The sequence below is a fragment of the Micromonospora sp. NPDC005206 genome (assembly GCF_040608175.1).
Lineage (GTDB): Bacteria > Actinomycetota > Actinomycetes > Mycobacteriales > Micromonosporaceae > Micromonospora.
Window position 1 is genome coordinate 1 of record NZ_JBEXHU010000023.1, and the last position, 25,111, is coordinate 25,111.

At 69.6% G+C, this 25,111-nt stretch carries 31 protein-coding genes and 1 pseudogene; 24 read left to right on the forward strand and 8 right to left on the reverse strand.

From position 1 onward, the window contains the following. Positions 1-415: 415 nt before the first annotated feature. The 3 genes from ABZU69_RS29540 (at position 416) to ABZU69_RS29550 (ending at position 3,146) form a co-directional block, all read left to right on the forward strand. Positions 416-1,366 carry a hypothetical protein gene (locus ABZU69_RS29540; RefSeq protein ID WP_354967587.1) on the forward strand — a complete coding sequence of 317 codons (951 nt, stop codon included), beginning with the start codon at positions 416-418 and terminating at the stop codon, positions 1,364-1,366. Between the two features lie 66 nt (positions 1,367-1,432). Then, positions 1,433-2,404 (forward strand): pirin family protein, encoded by a 972-nt coding sequence (locus tag ABZU69_RS29545; RefSeq protein WP_354967588.1) that lies wholly within the window; start codon positions 1,433-1,435, stop codon positions 2,402-2,404. A 79-nt stretch (positions 2,405-2,483) separates the two neighbouring features. Further along, positions 2,484-3,146 carry a hypothetical protein gene (locus ABZU69_RS29550; protein ID WP_354967589.1) on the forward strand — a complete coding sequence of 221 codons (663 nt, stop codon included), beginning with the start codon at positions 2,484-2,486 and terminating at the stop codon, positions 3,144-3,146. A 261-nt stretch (positions 3,147-3,407) separates the two neighbouring features. Here the strand turns inward: ABZU69_RS29550 and ABZU69_RS29555 are convergent, their stop codons facing one another. Then, positions 3,408-4,076: a DUF1345 domain-containing protein gene (locus ABZU69_RS29555; protein WP_354967590.1), complete on the reverse strand. Its 669-nt coding sequence runs from the start codon at positions 4,074-4,076 to the stop codon at positions 3,408-3,410. A gap of 45 nt (positions 4,077-4,121) precedes the next feature. Next, entirely contained in the window at positions 4,122-4,391 is a 270-nt protein-coding gene (locus ABZU69_RS29560) for a DUF2795 domain-containing protein (protein ID WP_354967591.1), read from the reverse strand. A gap of 662 nt (positions 4,392-5,053) precedes the next feature. Here ABZU69_RS29560 and ABZU69_RS29565 point away from each other — a divergent pair. The 4 genes from ABZU69_RS29565 to ABZU69_RS29580 are packed head-to-tail and all read left to right on the forward strand — an operon-like array spanning position 5,054 to position 6,949. Further along, on the forward strand, positions 5,054-5,386 hold the full coding sequence (locus ABZU69_RS29565) for a hypothetical protein (RefSeq protein ID WP_354967592.1): 333 nt from the start codon (positions 5,054-5,056) through the stop codon (positions 5,384-5,386). Positions 5,387-5,418: 32 nt separating this feature from the next. After that, positions 5,419-5,913: a hypothetical protein gene (locus ABZU69_RS29570; RefSeq protein WP_354967593.1), complete on the forward strand. Its 495-nt coding sequence runs from the start codon at positions 5,419-5,421 to the stop codon at positions 5,911-5,913. A 30-nt stretch (positions 5,914-5,943) separates the two neighbouring features. Then, positions 5,944-6,405: a hypothetical protein gene (locus ABZU69_RS29575; RefSeq protein WP_354967594.1), complete on the forward strand. Its 462-nt coding sequence runs from the start codon at positions 5,944-5,946 to the stop codon at positions 6,403-6,405. Between the two features lie 31 nt (positions 6,406-6,436). Then, a complete protein-coding gene (locus ABZU69_RS29580) occupies positions 6,437-6,949 on the forward strand; it encodes a hypothetical protein (protein WP_354967595.1) in 513 nt (170 codons plus the stop codon). Between the two features lie 103 nt (positions 6,950-7,052). Here ABZU69_RS29580 and ABZU69_RS29585 read toward each other — a convergent pair whose 3' ends face one another. Next, the gene (locus ABZU69_RS29585) at positions 7,053-7,283 is read right to left on the reverse strand and encodes a GntR family transcriptional regulator (RefSeq protein WP_354967596.1); all 231 of its coding nucleotides are present in this window, start codon (positions 7,281-7,283) and stop codon (positions 7,053-7,055) included. Between the two features lie 366 nt (positions 7,284-7,649). Between ABZU69_RS29585 and ABZU69_RS29590 the strand changes: the two genes are divergently transcribed. The 8 genes from ABZU69_RS29590 to ABZU69_RS29625 all read left to right on the forward strand — a co-directional run bounded on the left by ABZU69_RS29590 (position 7,650) and on the right by ABZU69_RS29625 (position 13,961). After that, a complete protein-coding gene (locus ABZU69_RS29590; RefSeq protein ID WP_354967597.1) occupies positions 7,650-7,880 on the forward strand; it encodes a hypothetical protein in 231 nt (76 codons plus the stop codon). A gap of 809 nt (positions 7,881-8,689) precedes the next feature. Next, positions 8,690-9,934, forward strand: a complete 1,245-nt coding sequence (locus ABZU69_RS29595) for an IS701 family transposase (protein ID WP_354967703.1) — start codon at positions 8,690-8,692, stop codon at positions 9,932-9,934. Positions 9,935-10,060: 126 nt separating this feature from the next. Next, positions 10,061-10,471, forward strand: coding sequence for a DUF2267 domain-containing protein (locus tag ABZU69_RS29600; protein ID WP_354967598.1), 411 nt, complete (start codon positions 10,061-10,063; stop codon positions 10,469-10,471). A 217-nt stretch (positions 10,472-10,688) separates the two neighbouring features. Further along, the gene (locus ABZU69_RS29605) at positions 10,689-11,711 is read left to right on the forward strand and encodes a TerC/Alx family metal homeostasis membrane protein (RefSeq protein ID WP_354967599.1); all 1,023 of its coding nucleotides are present in this window, start codon (positions 10,689-10,691) and stop codon (positions 11,709-11,711) included. Positions 11,712-11,787: 76 nt separating this feature from the next. Next, a complete protein-coding gene (locus ABZU69_RS29610; protein ID WP_354967600.1) occupies positions 11,788-12,387 on the forward strand; it encodes a sulfite oxidase-like oxidoreductase in 600 nt (199 codons plus the stop codon). Further along, positions 12,380-13,159: a ferredoxin reductase gene (locus tag ABZU69_RS29615; RefSeq protein ID WP_354967601.1), complete on the forward strand. Its 780-nt coding sequence runs from the start codon at positions 12,380-12,382 to the stop codon at positions 13,157-13,159. The genes ABZU69_RS29610 and ABZU69_RS29615 overlap by 8 nt, the downstream gene beginning before the upstream one ends. 36 nt (positions 13,160-13,195) lie before the next feature. After that, entirely contained in the window at positions 13,196-13,489 is a 294-nt protein-coding gene (locus tag ABZU69_RS29620) for a DUF6510 family protein (RefSeq protein WP_354967602.1), read from the forward strand. Positions 13,490-13,529: 40 nt separating this feature from the next. After that, positions 13,530-13,961 carry a hypothetical protein gene (locus ABZU69_RS29625; protein ID WP_354967603.1) on the forward strand — a complete coding sequence of 144 codons (432 nt, stop codon included), beginning with the start codon at positions 13,530-13,532 and terminating at the stop codon, positions 13,959-13,961. Positions 13,962-14,027: 66 nt separating this feature from the next. Here the strand turns inward: ABZU69_RS29625 and ABZU69_RS29630 are convergent, their stop codons facing one another. Further along, complete coding sequence (locus ABZU69_RS29630; RefSeq protein WP_354967604.1) at positions 14,028-14,606, reverse strand: CGNR zinc finger domain-containing protein; 579 nt, start codon at positions 14,604-14,606, stop codon at positions 14,028-14,030. A 122-nt stretch (positions 14,607-14,728) separates the two neighbouring features. Between ABZU69_RS29630 and ABZU69_RS29635 the strand changes: the two genes are divergently transcribed. Next, the gene (locus tag ABZU69_RS29635; protein ID WP_354967605.1) at positions 14,729-15,724 is read left to right on the forward strand and encodes a LacI family DNA-binding transcriptional regulator; all 996 of its coding nucleotides are present in this window, start codon (positions 14,729-14,731) and stop codon (positions 15,722-15,724) included. 46 nt (positions 15,725-15,770) lie between these two features. Beyond that, entirely contained in the window at positions 15,771-16,298 is a 528-nt protein-coding gene (locus ABZU69_RS29640) for a GNAT family protein (RefSeq protein WP_354967606.1), read from the forward strand. Between the two features lie 69 nt (positions 16,299-16,367). Here the strand turns inward: ABZU69_RS29640 and ABZU69_RS29645 are convergent, their stop codons facing one another. Next, complete coding sequence (locus ABZU69_RS29645) at positions 16,368-17,816, reverse strand: M20/M25/M40 family metallo-hydrolase (RefSeq protein WP_354967607.1); 1,449 nt, start codon at positions 17,814-17,816, stop codon at positions 16,368-16,370. A gap of 132 nt (positions 17,817-17,948) precedes the next feature. Between ABZU69_RS29645 and ABZU69_RS29650 the strand changes: the two are divergent. Both ABZU69_RS29650 and ABZU69_RS29655 read left to right on the forward strand, forming a co-directional pair. Beyond that, positions 17,949-18,161, forward strand: a pseudogene (locus ABZU69_RS29650) (hypothetical protein); the annotation flags it as partial. A 93-nt stretch (positions 18,162-18,254) separates the two neighbouring features. Continuing rightward, on the forward strand, positions 18,255-19,556 hold the full coding sequence (locus ABZU69_RS29655; RefSeq protein WP_354967608.1) for an NAD(P)/FAD-dependent oxidoreductase: 1,302 nt from the start codon (positions 18,255-18,257) through the stop codon (positions 19,554-19,556). On the opposite strand, the gene ABZU69_RS29660 is transcribed toward ABZU69_RS29655, so the two are convergent. The 3 genes from ABZU69_RS29660 to ABZU69_RS29670 form a co-directional block, all read right to left on the reverse strand. Then, positions 19,527-20,630: an AI-2E family transporter gene (locus tag ABZU69_RS29660; protein ID WP_354967609.1), complete on the reverse strand. Its 1,104-nt coding sequence runs from the start codon at positions 20,628-20,630 to the stop codon at positions 19,527-19,529. The genes ABZU69_RS29655 and ABZU69_RS29660 overlap by 30 nt on opposite strands. Positions 20,631-20,696: 66 nt before the next feature. Further along, positions 20,697-21,491, reverse strand: a complete 795-nt coding sequence (locus ABZU69_RS29665) for a fused MFS/spermidine synthase (RefSeq protein ID WP_354967610.1) — start codon at positions 21,489-21,491, stop codon at positions 20,697-20,699. Between the two features lie 103 nt (positions 21,492-21,594). Next, positions 21,595-22,572 carry a DUF2267 domain-containing protein gene (locus tag ABZU69_RS29670; RefSeq protein WP_354967611.1) on the reverse strand — a complete coding sequence of 326 codons (978 nt, stop codon included), beginning with the start codon at positions 22,570-22,572 and terminating at the stop codon, positions 21,595-21,597. A gap of 200 nt (positions 22,573-22,772) precedes the next feature. On the opposite strand from ABZU69_RS29670, the gene ABZU69_RS29675 reads away from it, so the two are divergent. The 5 genes from ABZU69_RS29675 to ABZU69_RS29695 all read left to right on the forward strand — a co-directional run bounded on the left by ABZU69_RS29675 (position 22,773) and on the right by ABZU69_RS29695 (position 25,061). Then, entirely contained in the window at positions 22,773-23,087 is a 315-nt protein-coding gene (locus tag ABZU69_RS29675) for a hypothetical protein (RefSeq protein WP_354967612.1), read from the forward strand. A 51-nt stretch (positions 23,088-23,138) separates the two neighbouring features. Then, positions 23,139-23,798 (forward strand): PP2C family protein-serine/threonine phosphatase, encoded by a 660-nt coding sequence (locus ABZU69_RS29680; RefSeq protein WP_354967613.1) that lies wholly within the window; start codon positions 23,139-23,141, stop codon positions 23,796-23,798. Further along, positions 23,726-23,989 (forward strand): cobalamin B12-binding domain-containing protein, encoded by a 264-nt coding sequence (locus tag ABZU69_RS29685; protein ID WP_354967614.1) that lies wholly within the window; start codon positions 23,726-23,728, stop codon positions 23,987-23,989. The genes ABZU69_RS29680 and ABZU69_RS29685 overlap by 73 nt, the downstream gene beginning before the upstream one ends. 81 nt (positions 23,990-24,070) lie before the next feature. Beyond that, entirely contained in the window at positions 24,071-24,466 is a 396-nt protein-coding gene (locus ABZU69_RS29690) for a hypothetical protein (protein ID WP_354967615.1), read from the forward strand. A gap of 247 nt (positions 24,467-24,713) precedes the next feature. Then, on the forward strand, positions 24,714-25,061 hold the full coding sequence (locus ABZU69_RS29695) for an STAS domain-containing protein (protein ID WP_354967616.1): 348 nt from the start codon (positions 24,714-24,716) through the stop codon (positions 25,059-25,061). The last annotated feature ends 50 nt before the right edge of the window (positions 25,062-25,111 follow it).

The following is a 25,111-nucleotide window of genomic DNA, read 5'->3' on the forward strand; positions in this document are numbered from 1 at the left end:
GCAGACCGTGCAGGTCTCGGCCTACCCGGATGCCTACGCCCAGTGGGAGCAGCAGGCCACCGACCTGGTCGCCCAGCACTGGAACAGCTGACCCATCGCACCACCGCACGACATCGACCGCTGGCCGGCACCCCACCCCGGGGTGCCGGCCAGCGGCATACCCACGACCGAATCTTGGACAGTTCCCGTCACCGGCGAACGAAAACTGTCCAAGATTGGCGACGCACGGCAGCGGTGCGGTCGGCGCTGAGTGATCCGAACGGTGGGCGGGTACGTACTCACCGGCGGGGACCGGCGGAGGGACGAGAACATGGCCGCAGTGGGTAACGGCACGGATCACCAGCCGGAGCCGGAGCCAGAGCCGGAGCCGAGGGGTGACGCCGCCCCCCATCGAGGCTGGCCTGTCGGGACTCGGATGCTGCTCGCCGCCGCGGCCGTCGTGCTGATCCTCGGCGCCGCCGCGGTGGCCGTGATCATTGCTGATCCGCACCGCCTCGGCATGTCCTACTCCAGCGCACCCGACGGCCGTCCCGACGGCACCCGCCCCGACGGCACCCGCTCCGACGGCACCCGCCCGGGCGGCACCCGCTCCGACGGCACCCCGCCGGACCACGCCCGCCCCGGCAGCATCCAACCCGGTGCTGGTCGACCTGATGATGCCGGATCGGGATCGGACGGCGGCCCTCGGACGGGCGCGGTCGACCCCGACCGGGCCGGCGGGGGGCCGGGTAGGGAGGGCGCGGCGGGCGACGGGCAGACGGTGACCGCGCCGTTGGCGGGGCGGCAGCGGGCCACCTTCGTGCTGGCGGACGGGCTGTCCTCGTTCGAGCTGCGGGTGGTGGACCTGGGTGACGACCTCTACCGGATCAGCAGCCCGGCCGGGTCGGGCGTGACGGCCCGGCCGGCGGTGCTGGGCGAGACCGTCCGGCTCGGCGTGGTGACCAGCGGTGCGTCCGGGGCGAGGGCCGTGCGGGTGTTGCTCAATGAGCGGGTCAGCTGGCGTCTCCAGTTGGTCGGTGGTGTGAGCAGCCAGGTGCTGGATTTGACCCGGGCACGGCTGCTGGGGCTGGAGCTCGCCGGCGGGTCGGCCCGTACCGAACTGCTCCTGCCAGCGGTCAGCGGCACCATGACGGTGCGGTTGACCGGCGGGGCCAGCCAACTCGACGTCCGGGTGCCGGGCGAGCCGCCGGTACGGATCCGCGCGGGAGCCGGCGCCGCCTCGGTGGTGCTGCGCGACCAGCGCTGGGCCGGGGTGGCTGCCGGGGCACTGGTGGGTACGCCGGGATGGGACCGGTCGGCGGACCGGCTCCATCTCGACCTGGTGGCGGGAGTCAGCAGCGTGACGGTGGGCGCCAGCACCCGGTGAATCCGACCGTCGCCCGTGCGGTGGAAGCGCTGCGGCGGCGGGCGGGGGCGAGCGTACAGTCGGGCGGTGGAGCGTACTGAATCGATGCTGGCGGAGACCCGACCGCCCGGCGTGGCCGACGTCGATCCCGGCAGCGTGCTGCTGCCTGGCCACGACGTGCCGCTGGGCCGTTACACCACTGTTCGCCGACTGCTGCCGCAGCGCCCCCGCCGGATGGTCGGCGCGTGGTGCTTCGTGGACCATTTCGGCCCGGACGACGTGGAGCAGCGGCCCGGCATGGAGGTGCCGCCGCACCCGCACACCGGCCTGCAGACGGTGACCTGGCTGCTCGACGGCGAGATCATGCACCGGGACAGCCTGGGCAACGTCCAGCCGATCCGGCCCGGTCAGCTGAACGTGATGACCTCCGGGCACGGCATCGCCCACTCCGAGCGGTCGCCGGCCACCCATCCGCCGGTGATGCACGGCGTGCAGCTCTGGGTGGCGCTGCCGGACCCGGCGCGGGCCCGAGCGGCGGGCTTCGCGCACCACGCCGACCTGCCGCGCTGGCGCGACGACGATCTGGACGTCACCCTGCTGGTCGGCGAGTTCGCCGGGGAGCGGTCCCCGGCGGTGGTGCACACCCCGCTGGTCGGTGTGCAGCTGGAGCTGGGCGGCACCGCGCCGACCACGCTGCCGCTGCGGCCCGATTTCGAGTACGCGCTGCTGGCGATGTCGGGGTCCGCCGAGGCGGCCGGTGTCGGGTTCGAACCCGGTGCGCTGCTCTACCTGGGCTCGAACCGCCGCGAGCTGACCGTGCGCGGTGGGGCCGGGGCCCGGTTGCTGCTGCTGGGCGGGACGCCGTTCGATGAGCCGCTGGTGATGTGGTGGAACTTCGTCGGCCGCTCCCACGAGGAGGTCGTCGCGGCTCGGGAGGACTGGATGGCCGGGCGACGTTTCGGCGTCGTCGCCGACGATCCGGCGCCGCCGCTGCCGGCGCCCGCTCTGCCCACCACCCGGCTCAAGGCCCGCGACCGCACCGGTGGCCTGCACGGCTGAGGCCACACCCCGCGCGGCGGGGCCACGGCGCACCCTCACGGTCGGCGTGTGACCGACGTCCGCATGGGTAGTCGCCGGCATGGCGACCACATTGATCACTCCGGTGGAGGACCGGAAGCGCCTGGCCCGCCGGCTCGCCGGCAGCGGACGGGGCTTCGCCGAGCAGTACGGCTTCCGGGTCACCAACAACCCGGCGAGCCTGTTCCAGGTGCTCTACCTCGCGGTGCTGCTGGCCCGTCGTGGTGACTTCCGTCGCGCGTTGGACGGCGCGCGGGCGCTGCGCGACGAGGGGTGGGACAGTGCCGCCCGGTTGGCCCGCTCGCTGCACCAGGACCGGGTGCGTGTGCTGCGCGACAGCGGTCAGCGCGGCGACGTGGACGCGTTGGCCGACGTGCTGGGCGACCTGGCTCGCACGGTCGTCGAGCGGTACCGGGGTGACCTGCGCCGGTTGCGCGCGTTGGCGCACCACGACCCGGCCCGGGAGCGCAAGCTCCTCGCCGAGCTGCCCGGCGTGGACGACCAGGTGGTCGACCTGTTCCTGCGCGAGGCGCAGGCGCTGTGGCGGGAGGTCGCGCCGGTGGCCGACCGGCGGGCGTTGGCCGCGGCCCGCCGCCTCGGGCTGGGCCGGTCCGCGGACGACCTGGCGGGGTTGACCAGCGGGGAGTCGGAGCGGCTGGCCTGGCTGGTGGGGGCGCTGGCCCGGGTCGACCTGGAGCACCGGTACGCGGAGTTGACCCGCTGACCATGACGTGCCCTGGCCCACAGTTCGCCAAATTCTGACCGTACGGATGACGTTCTGTCGTATGGTTGTACCCGGCAGTGCTGGCCGCTCGGTTCGGGCGACCATCCACCGCCTGGTGATCGCATCCGGTTCGGGTGCGGTTCACCGCCTGGGCAGGTTTGCGTGGCGCCCCCGGTCGCGGTTCGTGGCCACGGGGCGCCCGCCTGTCCCGGCGCGCCAGCCCACGCCCCCGTGGCTACTTCCGGGGCCCCGTCGGGCGTCTCAGCGGACCAGACCGGCCAGCAGGTTCACCGTGACGGCGATGATGAACGCGCCGAACAGGTACGACACCATCGAGTGCCGCAGCACCGTGCGACGCATCTCGTTGCTGGTCAGGTTCGTGTCGGAGATCTGGAACGTCATCCCGATGGTGAAGGCCATGTAGGCGAAGTCGGAGTAGCGGGGCGGCTCGGGCTGATTGAAGTTCACCCCGCCGTCCGGGCCGGTGTAGTAGATCCGGGCGTACCGGGCGCCGAACACGGTGTGCACCACCAGCCAGGAGAGCGCCACACTGAGCACGCCCAGCCCGCCGGACATCTCCCGGCGGAGCCCGGGCGGCGCGGAGTGGGCGCTGGCAAGCACCAACCCCACCGCCAGCAAGCTGGCCAGGCAGGCGATCAGCAGCACCAGGTCACGGACGGCCCGGTTGGGGTCCTCGTACGAGGCGACCCGCGAGGTCTGCGCGTCGTCGAGCGGCCAGAGCTTGCGCCAGACCAGCCCCAGCCAGCTCAGCGCGGCCGCGTCCCAGCCGACCAGCGGAGCGAGTGGCGGCGACCACACCACGGCGACGACGCCGCCGACGATGATGCCCACCACCCCCACCAGGGCGAGCTGGACCGCGGCGGGGGTGTGCCCGCTCGGGACCCGGGACAGCGGACCCGTGCCGATCATCAGTGCCGGCCGCGCGTCGGGACTCGGGCCGCCACCGCCCTCGGGTCAGATGCCACGCAGGTGCTGCGAGACACGGCTGTGCTTGTCCCGGGCCTGCGCGGCCCGCTGCGAAGGACCCACCTCGGGGGCCGCGTCGATGCCGGCCGACCGGGCCACCTCGGTGCCGTTGGCGTAGTCCACCGGAGGCAGGGCGCGCAGGGCCTTCAGCACGTCCGGCGGGGCGCCCTCCCGCTCGGCCTCGCGGACCACGTCGTTCTTCTCGGCCGGGTAGTCGAGGCTCGACAGGTACTGCAGGACGTCGGCGTAGCTCGCCATGGCAGGGGCTCCCTCACGACATCGATGTGGTCACGACGGGCGGCGGTTACCCGCTCGCCGTCCGGTCACGCCCGGGCGGGTGGTCGAATCGGCTGCCGTTTCCCCCCGGCTGCCGCGGGTACCCGCAGGCGCCGACGCTAGCCCGAGGGAGTACATGATGAACTACGACACCTTCATCGACCAGGAACCCTCGCCACACCTACTACGACACAAAAATCTTACCAAAGCCCTCTGAACAGGGCATATATAAGATCATGACGGGGCAAGATCACGAGGCTTTCCATCAGAGGGGAGCCTCTTCTTTGTGTCCATGACTGCCGAAGAAATTGCCTAGTCGCAGGGCTGAACCAAATTGCATCCATGTGATTAGATGAGCTGTGCTTAGTGCCGTTACTGGAGTCTTGTTTACCGCAACCCCAACCCCAACCCCAACGCCGTCTTTGACTTCAACTCTTAATCCTTCTCTTCTCCCGGCGTCAACCTCAACTCCAACTCAGGCCGTAACTCCTAGTCCGACTACAGTCCTGATCGACCAGAGCCATGATTGGTTTGATCTCACGGGGCTATTCCTCAGCGCCTTCGTCGGCTTGGTGGGGATATTCTTGGCCTATCAGGCGTATAGAATTGGGGTAAACGCCTATAATGTGGCAAAGGGGCAGGGTGTGAAGAGCTTCCAGCTAACGCTCTTTCTGGAGCTGAGCCACCAGCTAAACCGGGTGGTGAATGAGTTGGACTTCAACAAGAGCTTTCCTGCTTTGCCACGAATTAACGCCAACATATTTTCGACACTGGTGGCACTGCCGGCAGACGAGTTGCCTTTGTGGCGACTGCTCATCCAGACAAATCCAGATCTCGACAAGATTCGCGCCCATCCCTTAGTGCAAGAGAAGCAGGATCGCAGGGTGTCTAACGATGAGACTGAAGACCTGCGCACTCGGATCACCCTGAGCCTGTATGAAGAATTGCATGACGCGATGAGGAAGCGGGCCGAATAGCGCTCTTGACTGGCTTTGCTTGGATAGTCCACATGAAACGTGACTGGTTCGACTGGGCAAGCCTCGTGTTCAACACGCTTGCCACCAGTGCAGGCCTGGTAGGTCTGTTCCTGGCGGTGAAGGCGTATCGGGTCGGCATCAAGGCTTACGAGGTGAGCGCCGAGTCATATCGTGTCGCTAAAGAGCAGGGGCGGAAGACCTTTGAACTCGAAATCTTGCGGGAGCTTACGTCGCTACTTGATGAGGCTCTCGACATGGTTGCGGGAGAGAAGACTGTTCGGTTGCCACCTATCAAGGCCGCAGCAGCCTCCCGCGTTTGGCTCCTACCATCGGAAGAGATGGAAGTTTGGTTGCGCTTCCTCATGGTAATAGCTGGTGAAGAACAGCAGGACTACCTGCTCAGCCATCCCCGGGTCCAGGAGAAACTGAGGAGCACTGACCTTGAGGACAACCGTGGAGTTCGGGGCATCCTGTTCACGGTTCTATATTTAGAGCTACACGAAGCCATGAGGCGGCGCTGGGAATAGCCCTTGACTCGCCCTGCTTGACTGTACTTCGTGGAACGTGACTGGTTCGATTACCTCAGCCTGACCTTCAGCACCCTTGCAACCGCAGGAGGGCTTGTTGGTCTATTTGTGGCGGCTGCTGCGTACAAGGTTGCGAGGCAGCAGGGCAGACACACCTTTGAGCTGGGAATCCTGCGTGAATTGTCGTCCGAGATCGAACGAGCTGTCGCAGCGGGCGAATTTCGGAACGAGGAACACACCTACTCTCCCTCGGCGAACGTCTTTACTCGGGTTATGATCTTTAGGAAAGACGAGCTGCCCGTATGGTACTTCCTGGCCGAGCATGACCGGCCCGCAGAAGTCGAAGAGTTTCTGCTCAAGGTTCAGGAATTGGGCGACAAGCTTAAGGGCTATCAAAACGAAGAAGGCTACGGTGCAAAGCACCTCGGCGCAGTCGTCGCGACCGCTCTTTACGACGATCTACTCAAGGCCATAAAAGCGAGGACTGGCTGAGGCTTGACACTAGCTGGTTAAATTGCAAACCGTGGAACCTCTCTGGATGACGTACGCTGGATTCATCTTCGATGTCCTGGCATCTCTTGCAGGTGTCGTTGCAATCCTCTTTGCCGTTAAGGCGTACAAGGTCAGCGTTAGAGGGTACGAGGTAAGCGCTGAGTCTTACAGGGTCGCTAAAGAGCAGGGCCGGAAAGCCTACGAAGTAGAGACGCTGCGGCAGTTGTCTTCCTGGCTTGATCGATATGTAAACGATGCCGCAGATGGCAGCGGTGATGCGCCGCTATTGACGCTCACTCCTGAGGCTTTCTTGCGGCTTCCTCTTTTGCGAGCAGGGGAACTCCCGACTTGGGAGTTCGTAGCAAAGCCAAGAGAACTGGCTCAGGTTAAGGCATTCCTGCTTTCTCATCCATTCACAAAACTCTGGGCAACAGAGGCTATAGCTGAAAGCGAAGACGAAATTCTTCGGGATCGCATTAAGAGCATTCTAGTTGTGAGCATGTTCCATGAACTGAATGAAGCAGCGATCCGACGCACCGCGTAGCAAGCAAGAGAACGGGCCTCCAATCGGAGGCCCGCTTTTCTCGTCTCTAGGAGTTGTTAGCAGGAACACCCTGTTAAGGCATCCTCCCCTAGATGAGAAACCTCTAGGCGTCTGTCTTGCCTGCTACGAAGATCCCTCTACCAACCCTGCCGATAAGCTCGTCATTCTGGATCATCGAATCCACGGCACGACGAATGGTCATATGGGATGTGTCCCACTGCTCTGCCAGCAGACGAACAGAGGGCAACTTAGATCCTGGCGGGTAGATACCCGCTTTGATCTTTCTCCGGAGATCATCCCTGATCTGTAGCCAGAGAGCCTGTTCGTATGGCATGAGATCAGCCAAACATCGGGCTTGCAGATGGTGTACGCGTACCCCTGATTCTCTAGACAGGCTTTACAGGCTAGGTAGGCTGGCAGCTTCAGCTTCACCAGGGAGGGAAGATCACATGCAGCACAGGCGACCACAGGCACCCAGCAGGCTGCGTCAGCTCTGGGAAGCCCTGACGGGCACCAGGAAGGCTGAACGGCACCAGGAGGGGTCAGGGGTAGAGCAGAGCAGCTACGGCACCAGGAGGGGCGCGTACGCCCCGGGCTACGTCAACAACGACACCACGATGATCATTAACCGGAAGGTGCTCCCTACGCTCGGCGCAGAGATGCGCGCTTCCTACGCAACGAGGAACGGGAGGAATTACAGGTGAGTATTGATCTCGAATCGCTGGACACTGTCCTAGTAGGCACTGGTCCGACTGCTCTGGTTCTTCACTCCTCAGGCGTAGCAATCGGCTACGCGTTCTTCGCTCCTGAATTCGTCCTGCTGGTAAAGGTTGACGGTTCAGAAATCATCAAAACGACGGAAGAGAACCTGGACGTATGGCTTGAAAGGCTTTCAGCCAACCTAGGTAGAGCAGTCGCTATCTGGGAATAACACCTTATGGAATTCCGGAGGTTAGCTGATGGAGCTTGAAACTCTGAGAGCTGTACTAGCTCCGGTAATTATCGGAGCGGCTGTGTTCTTCCCATGGGCGATTGGGCAACTGGGAACCTATCTGCTTTCGCATTACGTCTTCTGGGAAGACTGAACGGCAGACAAAAAAAGCCCCCTCTTCTGAAGAAGTCCTTGGAGATAATCCTTGGAAGTCCTCGGAAGAGGGGGTTTCTTTTATGGGTGATGCTTAAAAGGCAAAGCCTTAGCTAGCTGCTGCACCATCTGCAATTACAAGCGCAAACGGGCTACGTGCGCTAGTCGAGTTAAGTGCGGTCACTGGGTTAGCGATAGCAAACCCGACACGCATCACTACTCTCATGATCTTGCTATCCTGCTGCATTGCATTGAACTGCACAACACCATTTGCGTCTGAGATAACAGCGTCGGTGTGAACGGTTGCAGTGATGTCCTGACGGATACCTAGCAGAGCCTTGTTCCAGTCACCAGCAATTACGGAAACGTCCTGATCCCATGCGCCGTTACGAGACTCAACAGCAGGGAGGTTGTAAATAGCCTCTCCACCATCCTCGCCTACAAGCTGAGTGAACAGAGGTCCACCCTGCTGGTCACGGGAACCTAGTACTCCAGCCGGGGTTGTTGACCTTGGCTGAGCAGGCGGTTCGGACCGGAGCGGATGCGAGGGCAGCCACCGTCGATCATGGACGGTTGTGTGGACCAACCATGACGCGGCGGTGGCTGCCGGATACAGGGTAGACGCCCAACGATGGCGGATGTTGTTCGACGATCTGATGATGACCGTTGGTCAGCGTTTCTGCAGGCCAGAGCCCCGGCGCCGGATGCGGGACTTCGTGCGCGGGTTGCTGGCGCCGCTACCGGCCAAGAATTGCTGGAGTATCGCCGAGCACGCCGGCGATGCCGGCCCGGACGGGATGCAGGATCTGCTGAACAGGGTGAAGTGGGACGACGCCGCGGTGCGTGCCGACGTTCGTAAGTTTGTCGGTGAGCAGCTCGGCGATGCCGAGGCGGTGCTGGTCATCGATGAGACCGGTGATCTGAAGAAGGGCCGACACACCGTCGGCGTCCAGCGGCAGTACTCCGGCACGGCCGGCAAGATTGAGAACTGCCAGCTCGCGGTGCACCTGGTCTACGCAACCGAGACAGCCCACGCGATGCTGGACACGGCCCTCTACCTGCCGAAATCCTGGTGCGACGACCCGCAGCGCCGCGCCGAGGCTGGTGTCCCCGAGCAGGTGCGCTTCGCGACCAAGCCACAGCTGGCAGCCCGGATGATCGAAGCGGCGGTCACCGGCGGGCTGCCGTGTCGTTGGGTGGCCGGCGACGAGGCATACGGCAACGATCCGCGCCTGGCCGCCCGGCTCCGCGCACTGCGCCTGGGTTACGTTGTGGCCGTGGCCCGCTCACATCAGGTGAGCACCGGCCTCGGCGTCTACCGCGTCGACGCGCTAGCCGCAGGGCTTCCCGCCGCCGCCTGGCAGCGTATGTCCGCCGGCCGAGGCGCGAAGGGGTACCGCTACTACGACTGGTCCTTGGTCGCCCTGCCCCGCGCCACCGACAGCCACGGCGGGCACCACTGGCTACTCATCCGCCGCAACCGCAGCACCGGCGAGCTGGCCTTCTACCGCTGCTGGTCACCGCAACCCGCCGCGCTGCACATGCTCGTCACGGTCGCCGGGCGCCGCTGGAAGATCGAAGAATCGTTCCAAGCCGCGAAGACCGGGCTCGGCCTGGACCAGCACCAACACCGCCGCTGGACGTCCTGGCACCGCTGGACCACCCTCACGATCCTCGCCCATGCCTTCCTCGCCGCGGCCACCGCAGACCACCGCCACCGCCACAACCCCGCCGGGCTGATCCCGCTGACCGTCAACGAGCTACGCCACTTGTTCAACGTCCTGATCATCGAACCCGCCCGCCGCCGATCCGACCCGCTGCTCTGGTCCATCCGCCGACGCCGCCACCAAGCCCGAGCCATGAAAAGCCACTACGCCCGCCAAGACCTCATCGAGCCGTGATCACGATCCCCGGCTGGAGTACTACTTCCAGGCAGGTTTTCTGTCCGTCTTTCTGGGCATCTCTCTGCTCTGCCATTTCTACTCCATCATTCTTTTTAGGCCCTAGATGGAGCGAGGGAGTACGTGATGAACTACGACACCTTCATCGACCAGGTTTCGCAGCGCACCCGGGCGCCGTCCGAGCGGTCGGTCGAGTTGACCCGGGCCGTGCTGGAGACGTTCGCCGAGCGGCTGACCGGCGGCGAGGTGCTGGATCTGGCCGCCCAGCTGCCCAAACCGCTGCAACTGGTGCTCAAGCCGAGCCCGCGCACCGAGCAGGCGGACCGGTTCGGAGCGGCCGAGTTCGTCGCCCGGGTAGCGCTACGCGCCGACGTGGAGGAGCCCCTCGCCCGAGACGCCGTCCGCGCGGTTTTCACCACGCTGCGCGAGGCGATCACCGGCGGGGAGTTCGACGACGTGGTCACGCAGCTGCCGCGCGACTACCGGCAGCTCGTCGAGCCTGCGATGGCCCCGGGGGCGACGTTGCGTCGCGCCTGACCGCGCATGTCCCCGCTCGCACACAGCGGTTGATCAGGGCAACCATCGACATCCCGCCTGGCGGCGAGATTGAGCCTGACCTAACCTTGTCCTGCGAGGGGAGTACTTCCCACGAACCATTCCGGTCAGTACGGCGCGCCCGGCGTGCCTCGGGTGGTTGCCCATCTTTGGTGGGTGAAGGAGACCTCGAACATGACACGGTGTTCGAGGAGGCCCCATGACCGAAGTGTCGTACCTGTCCGCTGCCGGTGAGTTGTCGTCGGTGGGCACGCCCACGCTGTGGGTGGTGACCATCGGCGGCGTACTGCTGCTGCTGGTACTGGACTTCCTGGTGACGCGCCGCCCGCACGAGGTGTCGATGCGGGAGGCGATCGGCTGGTCGGCGTTCTACATCGCGCTGCCGTTGGCGTTCGGCGGCTGGGTCTGGGCCCGCTACGGCTCTGAGTTGGGCGTGCAGTACCTCACCGGTTACCTGGTGGAGAAGTCCCTCTCGGTCGACAACCTCTTCGTCTTCATGCTGCTGCTGGCCGCGTTCGCGGTGCCGGCGGTGCTCGCCCAGCGGGTGCTGCTGTACGGCATCGCCGGCGCGCTGGTGCTGCGGGCGGTCTTCATCGCACTCGGTGCGGCGGCGTTGCAGACCCTCGACTTCGCCTTCCTGCTCTTCGCGATCATCCTCATCGCCACCGCGGTGAAGCTGCTCCGGGACGCCCTCTCCGGGCACCAGCAGGAAGTCGACATCAGCAGGATGCGCTCGGTGCGGCTGCTGCGCAGGTTCATGCCGGTGGTCAACGAGTACCACGGCACCCGGATGACCGTCCGGCAGGGAGCGAAGCGGGCGCTCACCCCGTTCGCCCTGGTGGTCGTTGCGGTGCTGGCCACCGACGTGGTCTTCGCGGTCGACTCGGTGCCGGCGGTCTACGGCATCACCGAGGACCCGTACCTGGTCTTCGCCACCAACGCGTTCGCCCTGCTCGGTCTGCGTGCGCTCTACTTCGTCCTGCACGCGGCGCTGAGCCGGCTGGTGCACCTCAGCTACGGCCTGGCCATCATCCTGGCGTTCATCGGCCTGAAGCTGGGCCTGCACTGGGCGCACGGCATCTGGGACAGCGTGCCGCAGATCCCCACCCTGGCCTCGCTCGTGGTGATCATCGGGGTGCTGGTGGTGGTCACGCTGACCAGCTTGCGCGCCACTCGGGGCGACCAGCCCGAGGAGCGTGAGGTGGTCGCGGAGCGGCGCTGACCGCGCCGCGCCGGGGCGACGAGGAGGTACGCGGGAAAGCTCCCGCCCCGGCCGGCGCGGGTGGTACGACTGTGCAATGGGAATCGTGTCACCGGGCTTTCAGGGTCGGCCCCGAACACAGGAGCCCGCCCTGCCACCCGGTCAGTACCTGACCGAGGATTTCCCGGTGCTCTCGGCCGGCCCGACGCCCCGGGTGTCGCTGGACACCTGGGAGTTCGTCATCGCCGCCGAAAATGGCACCGAGCACCGGTGGTCGTGGCAGGAGCTGATGGCACTGCCGCAGGAGACGCCGATGGTGGACATCCACTGCGTCACCCACTGGTCCAAGCTCGGCACCACCTGGCAGGGCGTCTCGCTGGACACTCTGCTCGACGGCGTGGACACCGGCGCGCACTTCGCGCTCGCGCACTCGTACGGCGGGTACACCACCAACCTCCCGCTGGACGACCTGCGCGGCGGCCGGGCCTGGGTGGCGCACACCTTCGACGGCGCGCCGCTGCCCCCGGAGCACGGCGGGCCGGCTCGGCTGCTCGTGCCGCACCTGTACTTCTGGAAGTCCGCGAAGTGGGTGCGCGGCATCCGGCTCAAGACGATGGACGAGCCGGGGTTCTGGGAGACGGCCGGATACCACGACTACGGCGACCCGTGGCGTGAGCAGCGGTACCAGGGTGACTGAGCGCGCGGTCGCGACCGGCACGCCGGCGCGAGCCCCGATCCGTTGGCAGGTCGGCCGGCTGCTGGAGCGCCGGGTGGAGACGCCGAGCGCGCACACCCTGGTGCTGGAGGTGCCGGACTGGCCGGGGCACCTGCCCGGGCAGCATGTCGACCTGCGGCTGACCGCGCCGGACGGCTACCAGGCGGCCCGGTCGTACTCGGTGGCCGGGCCCGTCGTGGACGGTCCGGGCGGGCCGCGCATCGAGGTGACCGTGCAGCGGGTGCCGGACGGCGAGGTGTCGCCGTACCTGATCGACGTCTACGGCGCGGGTGACCCGGTGGAGGTCCGCGGCCCGCTCGGTGGCTGGTTCATCTGGCGGCCGGAGGAGACGGCGCCGGTGCAGCTGCTCGGCGGTGGCTCCGGCATCGTGCCCCTGATGGCGATGATCCGGGCTCGCCGGGCGACCGGCAGCAAGGTGCCGTTCCGGCTGCTCTACTCGGTGCGTACGCCCGGCGACGTGATCTACGGCGACGAGCTGCGCCGCCGGGTCCGCGACGACTTCGGGCTGGACGTGGCGTACGTGTACACCCGCGAGGCGCCCGAGGGGTGGCGTGGTGAGCCGCACCGGATCGGGCTGGCCGACGTCAACACCCACGGCTGGCCGCCGGATCTGGAACCACTCACCTACGTCTGCGGCCCGACCGGGTTCGTGGAGACCGTTGCCGACCTGCTGGTGGGGTTGGGCCACGCGTCGCGGCGGGTGAAGACCGAACGCTTCGGCCCCACCGGCTGACCAGCCCACCCGCCCACGCAACGTCGAGGAGACCCGATGACCGAGATGTCGTACCTGGACGGCAACATGCTCGACGGCCCGCTGCGCGAGCTGTTCGCCGTCGACCTGAGCACGGCGATGGGCCGCTGCGAAAACTGCGGAATGACCGGATCGATGGCCAGCCTGCACGTCTTCTCGCACGCCCCGGGTCTGGTCGCGCGCTGCCCGTCCTGTGAGTCGGTGATGCTGCGGCTGGTTCGGGCACCGGACCGGGCCTGGTTGGACATGCGCGGCACCACGTTCCTCCAGGTCCCGATGCCACTGGAGCAGACCCAGCCCGGCCCGCTGTGAGGAAGCGGGCGGCGTTGCCCGGCTGAGGCAGACTGGCCGCATGTGCGCTGCTCGATGGCGTGACGTGCCGCGCGTTGTTCGACTCGCCGTGTCGGTCGCCGTGCTGGTGTTCGCCTACGGCACGGTGGTCCACCTGCTTCAGTTGTTCGTGCCCGCGTTGAGGCCGCAGCTCATCCTGCCTGGCTGGCTCACGTTCTACTTCGTGTCCCTGACTCTGTGGGATTCCTTGGCGGCACTTCTGCTGGCGGCTCGTCGGGTGCGGGGACTGGCGTTGGGATGCGTCGTGCTGGTGACGGACGCGACCGCGAACTGGTACGCGAACTATGTGCTGGGTCCGGCGGCGGGTGTCACCCCGGGCCGGATCGGCCAAGCGGTCATCACCGCCCTCGCCATCGCACTTGTCGCGCTCACCCCGTGGCTGGCGCCGTGGTTCGTCCGGCCCGGTGAGAAGGCTGCCCCGGACCTCGGCTGACTCCTCGCCAGCGGAGGAGCCGGCGGTCTGCTCGCGCCCTTTGCTCTGCTTCAACCTACGCAACACTCACGGCCCGAAACCGTTGCCCCGGGTGGGCCGGCCGGTGCGGACGGCGTACGCCCGCTTCATCTTGATGTAGTTGCCGCAGCCGGCCATCGAGCACCAGCGGCGGGCCTGGTTCCGGGAGGCGTCGTAGTACGCCCAGCGGCAGGTGTCGCGGGCGCAGACCTTGAGCCTCGGCCAGCTGCCATCCTCGCCGCACACGCGGATCGCGTCGACCAGCCCGGCCAGCGCCCGGTTCAGCGGGGCGCTGTCGGCGGCGACAAGGTGGTGACCGTCGTCGGCGAAGCGCAGCGTGACGGGCACCCCGGCCAGGGCCTGGTTGAGCCGGTCGAGCGCGGTGGGGTCGGCGTGGTGACCGGCGTGGCCGAGCAGCACGGCGCGTAGGCCCTCCCGAACCGTCACGGCCACGTCGAGGTCCGCCGGCCCGAGGTGCACGTCCATTGCCATCAGGTCCCGTTCGACGAACCAGTCGCGGAGCCGGTCGGGGCTGGTCAGCATCTCGTCGTCGATCTGCCGCTCGAAGGTGTTCACGAAGTCCCGGACGAGCCGCACAGTGGCCGGCACCGCAGCGTCGTTGTCCATTGACTCCCCTTTCATTAACACCACCGTATCGTCTTGACAGGTGTGAAATCGCCTGCGAGGGTCGGAACTGCACCAGCGAAACGGCTTTGGTGGTGTGACCTTCGTCGGGGGGAGGGCGGGTCGTGGCTTCCACGCTCAAGGACGTGGCGCAGCTCGCTGACGTGTCGGTGAAGACCGTCTCCAACGTCGTCAACGGCTATCCCCACGTGAGCCCCGAGGTGCGCCGCCGGGTCGAGACCGCCGTCGCCCATCTGGGCTACCGGCCGAACGTGTTCGCCCGGACGCTGCGCACCGGCCGCACCGGCGTGCTCGCCCTGGTCCTGCCCGGTGCCGACGTGCCCTACCCGCACGACCTCGCACGCGAGGTCGTGCGCGCGGCGGCAGGTCGGGGTTACCGGGTCGTCATCGAGCAGGTGGGGCCCGACGACGAGCGCCCGGCGCCGTCGTTGGGCGCTGCCCGCCCGCTGCCGGTGGACGGCGTGCTGGTCAGCGCGCCCGTCGCGCCGACCGAACTGGTCGAGGCGCTGACCGTCGCCGGGCGTTCCGTCGTGCTGGTCGGCGGCGAGGTTCGGGACGGGCGCTGCGACCGGGTCAGCGTCGACGTCGCCCAGGCTGCCGAGGACGCGACCACGCACCTGCTGCGCGCCGGCCGCCGGCGGATCGCCGCGATCGGCGCGTACCCGAGGGAGTCAGCTGACGGATATCACCGCGCGCTGCGTCGGGCCGGGCTGGCGGCCGTCCCCGGTCAGCGGCTGCCCGCGTCGCGGCACCGTCGGGCCGACGGCTACCGTGCCGCCCGCGCCCTGCTCGCCCAGCCGGACCGTCCGGACGCCATCTTCTGCTACTCCGACCCCCTCGCGATCGGCGCGATGCGCGCGGCCTTCGACGCCGGGCTGCGCGTCCCGGTCGACGTCGCGGTGATCGGCATCGGCGACATCGAGGAGGGGCGCTACTCCCGGCCCACCTTGAGCACCGTCGCCGTCGACACCGGCTTCCTGGCCGGGGAGGCCGTGGCCCGGCTCACCGCCCGGATCGACCAGCCGGGCGCGGCGATCGCCAGGGTCACCGTGCCGCACAGCGTGCTGCCCCGGGAAAGCACCGGGCCGGCCGTGCGCTGACCGCCGGTTGGACAGCGCCGGGGTGGGTCGGTCAGAGTGGTCCGCCGTGAGATACCTGCGTACCGGCGGTCCCGCCGCGATCCGCCGACCCCGGCCCGCCGACTCGGACGAGTTTCTCGCCGCCGCGCGCCGCAGCCGGGAGCTGCACCACCCGTGGCTGGTCGCGCCGGACAGCCCGGAGGAGTACGACCGGTACCTGCGCCGGATCCGCCGCCGGGACAGCTCCGGCTACCTGATCTGCGATCGGGCCAGCGGCCAGATCGCCGGCTACGTGAACATCAGCGGGATCGTGCTGGGCGCGCTGCGCGGCGGCTACCTCGGGTACGCGGCGTTCCAGCCGTACAGCGGCACCGGGCACGCCTCGGCGGGCCTCGCCCTGGTCATCGACCACGCGTTCGGCGCGCAAGGGTTGCACCGGCTGGAGGCGAACATCCAGCCCGGCAACGAGCCGTCCCGGCGGGTGGCCCGCAAGCTGGGTTTCCGGTTGGAGGGCTTCTCCCCGGACTACCTGTTCATCGACGGCGCGTGGCGCGACCACGAGCGCTGGGCGATCACGGCACCGGCGGCGACCTGAACGGCCGCCGGACCCGCTCCGCGGCGGGCCCGGCGGCCGAGGTCAGGCTGCGGTCACTGGGGCGCCTGCTCAGCTGCCCGGCCGGGGGAACGCGACCGGGCTGCGCAGGCCGTCACGGCCCACGGCACGGATGCCGAAGAAGACGTTGTCCTTCGAAAGGTCGATGCTGACCTCGGTGACATCACCGACCGGGATGACCCGCTGCCACTCGGCGGCCGTGGTCTCACGCCACAGCACCTCGTAGCCGGCCAGGTCCGGCTCGGTTCCGCGCTGCCAGCGCAGAGTGGTGTTGTTGGTCAGGTCGGTGGTCACGATGATGGCGCCCTTGGGCGTGCCGGGCCCCTGGGCCAGCGACCACAGCGCCGCGCCGTTGACCCGGGCCACCCGGGCGATGTACCCGAAGTCGCAGAACTCCGGCAGGTCACCGAACTGCTGCCCGTCCTGCACCCGGACGTCCTGGTGCTGGTGGGCGAAGTCCTCGTTCGGCTCGGTGAACCGCGCCGCCGGCCAGCCCTCGCGCAGGAACGAGATGTGGTCGCTGCCGCGCAGGTAGCGGTCCCGCCGGTAGATGACCCGTACCCGCATCCTGGTGGTGTCGTTCTCCGCCACGTCCCGAACGAACCGGGCGAGCTGCCGGGACGGCGAGTCGTTCTCGCCGCCGACGGACTGCCGGGTGGTCGCCTCCGCGGGGGTCTCCGCCGTCGGCACGCCCTCGGCGAACAGCCGCACCGCGTACGGGTCGCGGGTGCCGTCGTCGGCCGTGCTGCTGCCCACGATGTCGTTGCTGAACATGCCATGCACGTCCGCACCGGCCGCCTTGAGCTGCTGGGCCAGGTACGTCGAGCCGTACAGCCCCTGCTCCTCGGCGGCGACCGCGGCGAAGACGACGGTGGCGGCGGTGGGCCGGCTGGCCATCAACCGGGCCAGCTCCATGACCACGGCCACGCCGGAGGCGTCGTCGTCGGCGCCGGGCGCGTCGCTGACCGCGTCCATCACGTCGGTGACCCGGGAGTCGTAGTGGCCGGTCACCACGTACGTCCGGTTCGGCGAGGTCGTCCCGCGCAGGGTGGCGACCACGTTGGTGATCCGGGTCGCGGTGGGGATCCGCGACGCCGGTTGCTGGATGTACGACTGGAGTTCCACGGTCATCCGGCCGCCGGAGGCCGCCGCGTACTCCTGGAGGCGGGCGAAGATCCAGTCCCGGGCGGCGCCGATGCCCCGCTGCGGGTCGTCCTGGTTGGCGAGGGTGTGCCGGGTGCCGAACGCGGCCAGCCGGCGGACGATCGCCTCGATGCGGCGCGGATCGACCTGGCGCAGCAGCTCGCGTAGCTCGCGGTCGGGCCGTTGCGGGCGTAGCGGGCGGCCCGGACCGGACGGTGGGGCGTCGGCGGTGGCCGACGCGGCGAGCGCGGGCACCGCCACGGTGGCGGCGGTCGCCGCGGTGGCGGCGGCGGAGGCGGACAGGAAGGTGCGGCGGGTGGACCTCGTGGGCTTCTCGCCGGTGTCGTCAGATCCCATTCCGGCATCCTCCCCATCGATGGAGGTGTCTGTCCACATCGCCGGGCGTGGATGTTCCATTGCTTTCACCCGGACCGGGTGATGACACCTGGTGTCGACCGTTCCTACGGTGGGTGGCATGGCTGCCGTGCGGCGTGCAGCCCGCAGGCGTGGGCAGCCGGCGCCCCGCTGGCCCTGATCCGCGCGATGCTGGGGCTCAACCCGGTGCAGGGGCGGCTGGTGCTGGACCCGGACATCCCGCCCGAACTGGGCCGGATCACGGCCGATCGGGTGCGGGCGTTCGGCCACGAGTGGGGGTTGGAGGCGGTGGGCGGCAGCGGTCACCTCCGGCTCCAGCGGAGCTGAGCCGTCCCGCCGCCGACGTCGCCGACCGACCGCCGCGCCCGACGTACGGCTTCTTCGACGTTTGTCCCGGGCTTCGACGGGAAACGGGCCGCAATGACGAAACCTCGTGTGGTGATCGTGGGGGCCGGGTTCGCCGGTTACCACGCGGCGAAGACGTTGAGCCGCCTCGCCCGGGACCGGGCCGAGATCGTGCTGCTGAACTCCACCGACTACTTCCTCTACCTGCCGTTGCTGCCCGAGGTGGCCGCCGGGGTGGTCGAGCCCAAGCGGATCGCCGTGCCGCTGACCGGGACGCTCAAGGGCGTGCGGGTCGTGATCGGCGAGGCGGACCACGTGGACCTGCAGAACCGCTGGGTCGGCTTCACCCAGCCGGAGGGGGACCAGAACCGGCTGGCGTACGACCGGCTCGTGCTGGCCGTGGGCAGCGTCAACAAGCTGCTGCCCATCCCCGGGGTGACGGAGTACGCGCACGGCTTCCGTGGCCTGCCCGAGGCGGTCTACCTGCACGACCACGTGATCCGCCAGATCGAGTTGGCCGAACAGGCCGAGGACCCGGCCGAGCAGCGCGCCCGGTCCACCTTCGTGGTGGTCGGCGCGGGCTACACCGGCACCGAGGTCGCCGCGCACGGGCAGCTGTTCACCGACGCGTTGCAGGCTCAGCGGCCCCGGCTCACCGTCCGTCCCCGTTGGATGCTGCTCGACATCGCCCCCCGGGTGCTGCCGGAGCTGGACAAACGGATGTCGCAGACCGCGCACAAGGTGCTCGACCGGCGCGGGGTGGACGTGCGGATGGGCACGTCGGTGGCCGAGGCGACCGCCGACGGGGTGAAGCTCACCGACGGCGAGTACGTGCCGACCTGCACGCTGGTGTGGTGTGTGGGGGTGCGCCCCGACCCGTTCGTCAGCGAGCTGGGCCTGCGGACCGAGAAGGGCCGTCTGGTGGTCGACGAGTTCCTCACCGTCCCCGGTTACCCCGAGGTGTACGCCTGCGGCGACGCCGCGGCGGTGCCCGACCTGACCCGCCCCGGCCAGGTCTGCACGATGACCGCCCAGCACGCCCAGCGGCAGGGCAAGCGCGTGGCGCACAACATCGCCGCGTCGTACGGGTACGGCCAGCGCAAGCCGTACAAGCACCACGACCTGGGCTGGGTGGTCGACCTGGGCGGCAAGGCCGCGGCGGCGAACCCGTTGCACGTGCCGCTGGCCGGGCTGCCCGCGAAGGCGGTCACCCGCGCGTACCACCTGATGGCGATGCCGGGGAACCGGACGAGGGTCAGCGCCGACTGGGCGTTGGACGCCACGCTGTCCCGGCAGGCGGTCCAGCTCGGGCTGGTCCCGGCGAACGCGGTACCGCTGGAGAGCACCTCACCCGAGGTCGCGGCCCGGTCCCGCTGACGCTGGCGGGTCGGGGCGCAGCCGGGCCGGGCCGTACTCGCGCAGCAGGGTCTGGACGATGCCGGCGGCGGGGATGGCCAGCAGGGCGCCGAGCAGGCCGGCCAGCTCCGCCGCGAGGAGCACGCTGAGCAGCACGGTCAGCGGGTTCAGCCGGACCGCGCGGGCCAGGATGAGCGGCTGGAGCAGGTGGTTCTCCACCTGCTGGTAGACCACGAAGAAGACCAGCACCACCACGCCGGCGGTGGGGGAGTGCAGGAAACCGGCCCCGGCCGCGATGATCGCACCCAACGTCGCGCCGACCAGTGGGATCAGGTCCGCCACCGCCACCAGCAGGGCGATCACGGCGGCGAACGGCACCCCGGTGAGAGCGAGCACCACGAAGGTCAACGCACCGCAGATCACGCTGATCACCAGGTTGCCGGTGAGGTAGCCGGTGACGGTCCGGGACACCTCGCGGCCCACCCGGCGCAACCGCTCGCGCTGGCCGTCCCCGGCCGCCGCGAGCACGCGGCTGGTGATCCGCGGCGCCTCCAGCACCATGAGGTACGCCAGCACGATGACCGTGACCAGCCCGGCGACCGTCTCCACGACGCCGCGCAGCACGCCGACCGCCGGCTCGCGCAGCCGGGTGCCGAAGGTGCGTAGCTGCTCGGAGTGTTCGGACACGTACCGCCGGGCGCCGGTGCGCTCCACCAGGTGCCCCAGTGGGCCCCGGCCGGCGCGCGCGTCGCGCAGCAGCTCCGGCGCCCGCTCGGCGAACCGGCCCAGCTCGTTGATCAGCGGTGTCAGGATGACCGCGGCCAGGATCGCCAGCACCACGAACGCGGCGAGGAACACCAGCAGCGTGGCCAACGCCCGCCGCCGCACGAACCGGTGTTGGAGCCGGTCCACCAGGGGCTTGAGCGCGACGGCGAAGAAGGCGGCCACCACGGTCCAGACCAGCACCCGGCGGGTCGCGTACACGAAGGCCAGCGCGAACGCGGTCGCCAGCACCAGACCGATCACGATCAGAGCCCGGCGTGCGGTCACCCGCGTGTCGGCGTTGCTCATCCGGCGCGGCTTCCCCAGGGTCACCTCGGGAAACCCGGCGCCCGCGCGGATCACCCGGTGGTGTGCGGCCGGCCGCCGGGCGTCAGGTGATCATTTCTGTGCGGGGTTGTCGGCGTCCGTGACCGGTCGGGCGCCGGCGACGAAACCGTCCAGCGCGGCAGCGTGCAGCAGACCGCCGGGCACCGGGTCACGCAGGGCGGCCACCGCCAGCCGGCCGACCGGCAGCCCGCCGGGCCGGGGTGTCGCGGCGAGCACCAGGTTGCCGTAGCGCCGGCCGCGCAGCATCCGCCGGTCGCCGAGCACGCACACGTCGCCGAAGACCGCCCGCAGCGTCGCCACCTGCACACGGGTGCCGACCAGTGGCGGCAGGTCCGTGACGTTGACCAGGTACAGCCCGTCCGGGCGCAGGGTGCGTGCCACCTCGGCCGCGAACTCCACGGTGCGTACGTGTCGTGGCATCCGGGCCGCCCGGTAGATGTCGGCGACCACCAGGTCGTAACGGCCGGCCGGGCTGGCGGCGACGGCCTCCCGGGCGTCGGAGATCCGCACGTCCACCTCGGGCGGCAGCGGCGGGAGTTCCCGTGCGACCAGCTCGACCACCGACGGGTCCCGCTCGATGACGCGCTGCGGGGAGCCGGGCCGGGTGGCGGCCAGCCAACGGGGCAGCGTCAACGCGCCGCCGCCGAGGTGCAGCACGCTCAGCGGGTCGCCCGGTGGGGCCGCCAGCTCCACCGCTGAGGCGATCCGCCGGACGTACTCGAAGTGCAGGTGCCGGGGATCGTCGACGTCCACGTACGACTGCTCGACGCCGCCGGAGAGCAGCATCCGTCCGCTCCGGCGGACCGGATCGGCGACCAGTTCCAGCCGGTCGGCGGCGCGGTTCATGTCCGGCACGCTAGCCGAGCCGCCGGAGCGGGACGGCACGGCGGGGGCCGGCGGTGCGGGGTGTGCCCCGCGTCCGCCGGCCCGTGTGCGCCGATGTGCCCGGTCAGCCGCCGGCCATCCCGGCGCCCACCTCGTCGATCGCGTCGTCGATCCGGTGGGCGAGGTCCACGTCGAGCGCGGTCACCCCGTCTGCCTGGTTGGTCCGCACGGTCAGCACGGCGGCCGTGTCGCCGGGGCGCCCGATGCTCGGGGCGCGCCCGGTCTCCGCGCGTAGCTGGTCGAGCCGGTCCAGCACCCGGTCCAGGTTGTCCGACGGCAGCGCGACCACCCGGTACAGCGCGTCACTGTCGCCGGCCCAGTACGGCAGGTCGTCCAGCGCCGTCCGCAGCTCGGCCGCGTCCAGGGTGGGTGTGGTGGTGGAGGCGCCGACGAGGCCACCGCCGGCCTCCGGCGGGTTCAGCAGGTCCCGCAGGCCGTCGGGTACGTGCAGCGACTCGACCAGGTCGCCGTCCTGCTCGGCGAGCGCGGCGAGCGTCGCCTCCGCGTGGTAGCGGGCCTGCTCCGGGCTGCGGCCGCTGATCCGGCCCACCTCGGCCAGGAAGCCGGGCAGGTCGCGGTGCCGCTCGACGCCGTCGACGGGCAGCACGTCGTGCAGTGAGGTCGGTACCGCGGTGAGCAGCCGCTGCCGCTCCGCCGCCTCGAGCGCGAAGGCGAGGACCAGCACGGTCGCCTCGGTGCCCACCTTGGCCGTCTTGAAGTCGACGCCGGCCCGGCGCCGGACGTCCTCGACCAGCTCCTGGTAGCCCACGCTGCTCGCCCCTGCGGCGCCGGCCGGCGGGGACGGCTGCGGCCGCGGATTGTCCGCCGTGCCGACCGGCGGCGGGGCCGGTCCACCGCGCGTGCTGTCCTGTTTGCGGTGCCCGGCCGACGCCGGCCCGGCCCGCTTGCCCTGATCGAGGCTGGTGATCTGCTTGGAGGCGCTCAGGCTGGCGCCGAACTCACTGGGCTGGCGACCCTGTTCGCGGGCCTGCCGGGCCAGCGCCCGGCGCCGTTGGTTGTCGCCCTCCATCTGCTTGCGCATGGTGACACCCCTTCCGCTGGGGATCGTGCCTGCGTCCGTCGCCTTCCCGCCGTGCCGGGCACCGAAACGGACGCCGCCGGGGCGGGCCGGGCGAGCGTCGGTGGGCTTCATCCGGGGTGGGTGATGGACGCTCACCCGTCCCGCCCACAGGATCAGTTCAGGACCGGAGTTCTTCCGAGGTACGCGGAAGGAAGGTCGTCATGAAACGGATCGTCGAGATCGTCCCCGCCCGACCCGGTTGGTACGCCCGCTGGCAGCTCACGCCAGACGCCACGCGGTCCTACCCGGTGAGCCTGTGGGCGCTGCTGGAGGAGGCCGACGGGACCGGCCGTGAAGTGGTCGGCATGGACTGCATCGGTCAGTGGCCGGGCGCGGACGACAACGAGTCCGGTGCGGATTTTGTCCGCTACCTGTACCAGACGCCCGATTCCGGGGCACCCGAGGACGCCGACGGCGCGCCGACCGCCGAACTACGCGAGAGCGGGCCCCGGCTCCAGCCGATGACCGCACCCTAGACATTCCTCCGGCCCCCGACCCCAGGTCCCAGGGTCGGGGGCCACCCCCCTTTGGGGCGCGGCCGGAGCGCACCGCTGCGCCAGTGCCTGCAGGCCCTGCACCGGGTGGAGTCGCACCCGGGTCGGCTGCTGCGGCTGCTCAACGACGCGCTCCTGGAGACGACCCAGGCGCACGGCCAGGGCCGCTTCGCCACCATCGTGCTCGGCGTCGCCCGGCCGGAGCGCGAGGGTGGCCTGACCCTCACCATGGCCGGCGGTGGGCACCTGCCGCCGCTGGTGCTGCGGGCCTCCGGCGAGGTGGAGACCGTGCCACTGCGCGGCATGCTCATCGGCGTGGTGCCCGACCCACGCGTCGGCGAGGTGACCGTCCGACTGGCCCCGGGCGAGACCTGCCTGCTCTACAGCGACGGGGTGACCGAGGCCCGTGGTGGCCGCCGTGGGGACGAGCAGTTCGGCCCGGAGCGGCTCGTCACGGCGGTGACCGGCTGCCAGCGGATGCCGGCGCCCGCCGTGGCCGAGCGGGTCGAGCAGGTCACGCCCAGGAGCACGCCGCCACCCACATCAGCGAGCGGGTGGTGGCGTCGGTCGCCGCGCACGCCAACCCACGTCCGACCGGTGGGCGGATCGTCGTGGCCTGCATGGACGGCGAGTGGCACGCGCTGCCGCCCCGGCTGGTGGCCGAGGTGCTGCGGCTGCGCGGGTGGCAGGTGACCTTTCTGGGCGCGAGCGTCCCGGCGGCGCACCTGGTGTCGTACCTGCACCAGCACGACGCGCACGCGGTGGCGCTGGCCTGCGCGCAGCCGGTACGGCTGCCGCACGCCCACCGCATGATCGAGGCGTGCCGCCGTTCGGACGTGCCGGTGGTGGTCGGCGGGCGCGGGTTCGGTGCGGACGGCCGGTAGGCCCGTCGGCTGGGTGCCCCCTGGGCGGCGGACGCGCCGGCGGCGGCCGAGCTGATCGCGGACGAGCGGGCGCTGCGTCGGGTGCCACCGGCGCAGCTGTCGCACCTGGCCGACGACGAGTACGCCAGTCTGGTCCGGCGCCGGGGTGAGCTGATCGACAGCGCGCTGGCCGACCTGCGCGAGCGGGTGCCGGCGACCCGGGCGTACACGCCCGCCCAGCTCGACTCGACCGTGAGCGATCTGGGCCACATCGTCGACTTCCTGGCCGCCGCGCTCTACGTCGACGACGCCTCGCTGTTCACCGAGTTCGTCGGGTGGCTGGTGGGGATCCTGACCAGCCGTGGGGTGCCGGCTGCCGCGGTGGACCTGCCCCTGGAGCACTACGCCGCCGCGCTACGCGACTTTCCCCGAGCGGTGCGCGCGCTGACCCTGGGCCGGGCCGCGCTGCCCGCCGCCGGGGGCAGTGCCGCCGGCTGATCGCCGCCGGGGAGTGCCGGGCATCGGGTCGCCAACGAGCGATATACCTCAGAGTCGTAGTTATGCCTCACAGGTATATCGCTCACGACACCGGCCGCCCGGAGGGCGGCCGTGGCGACGTCCACCGGGACCGAACGCGCCAGCGAGCACTCGATCACCGCGTCACTCGCTCGGCGGGGTGCCCCTGCTTATACTTGCCGCACTGCAAACGTCCCACCCATCAGCGGTGGAGCGAAGGGGGAGCACGGTGACGTTCAGCGTCACGCACGCCGGGCGCGACGGCGACGGCTACTGCCTGCGGCTCGCCGGTGAGCTTGATCTGAGCACCGCGCCCGAGCTGGCCACCGCGATCGAGCGGCTCGCCGACGCGGGCGAGAGCCGCTTCCTGCTCGACCTCACCGACCTCACCTTCTGCGACTCCACCGGAATGGCCGTTTTCGTTCGGGGGGACAACCGGGCCGCCGCCGAGGGCGGCTGGTTGCGGCTCACCGGCGCCAGCGGGCGGGTCGAGCGGGTGTTGCGGGTCACCGGCCTCGCCGACGTGTTGCACTACCAACCGGACGCCGTCGACCCGGCGTCCCACAGCGCCCTCTGATGGGCTAGATTTCCCCGCCGACACGGTGACCGTCTGGTCCCGTCCCCGCT